The sequence below is a fragment of the Psychrobacter glacincola genome (genome assembly GCF_904846215.1).
GTDB classification, from domain to species: domain Bacteria; phylum Pseudomonadota; class Gammaproteobacteria; order Pseudomonadales; family Moraxellaceae; genus Psychrobacter; species Psychrobacter glacincola.
In genome coordinates, this window is sequence record NZ_CAJGZK010000078.1 from 1 (window position 1) to 643 (window position 643).

The 643-nt window shown below is 47.0% G+C and carries 1 protein-coding gene; it reads right to left on the minus strand.

The window, feature by feature from the left end; translation table 11 throughout:
• On the minus strand, positions 1 to 643 hold a 643-nt coding region (locus JMW90_RS13505), incomplete at both ends, for a crotonase/enoyl-CoA hydratase family protein (RefSeq protein WP_201564756.1).

Below are 643 nucleotides of genomic sequence, written 5' to 3' on the forward strand. Positions count from 1 at the left end.
TGCCAGACTTTTTCTATATATAAAGTAGTTGCAGATTGTTCAAACATGGCATTGATAACGCGTTTACTTGCCAGCACGGCATCTGGTGACCGTTCAGCAAATTCAGCAGCAAGTTGCTGCGCTTGCTCAAGTGGCGTCTCACTGCAATGACTGACCAATCCTAGCTCTTTGCCCTGCTCTGCACTAACGATACGGGCTGTCATTGCCAGCTCTTTTAGGATATCAGCGCGTACCACGCCAAAACCAGATTGCGTCAAGCCCATATCTGGTACTAGTCCCCATTTGGCCTCCATAATAGCCAATTTACAATCAGGATGGCTGATACGAATATCACATGCTAGCGCTAGCTGTAAGCCTGCACCGATACAATATCCTTCCAGTACTGCAATGACAGGTACTGGGACATCACGCCATACTAAGCACACGCGCTGAAATGAGCTTTGCCAAGGTTTGATCAACTCCCATAGCGCAAAAACTTGGTTTTTGGGGTGATTTAAGTCGCCCAAGTCAATCCCTGCGCAGAAGGTTCCTTCAGCGCCATTTAAAATCACCGCACGTATTGTTTTGTCTTTACTGATGCGACCGGCTACCGCAATCAACTCTTCGACCACTTTAAAGCTCATGGCATTTTTTTTCTCAGGTC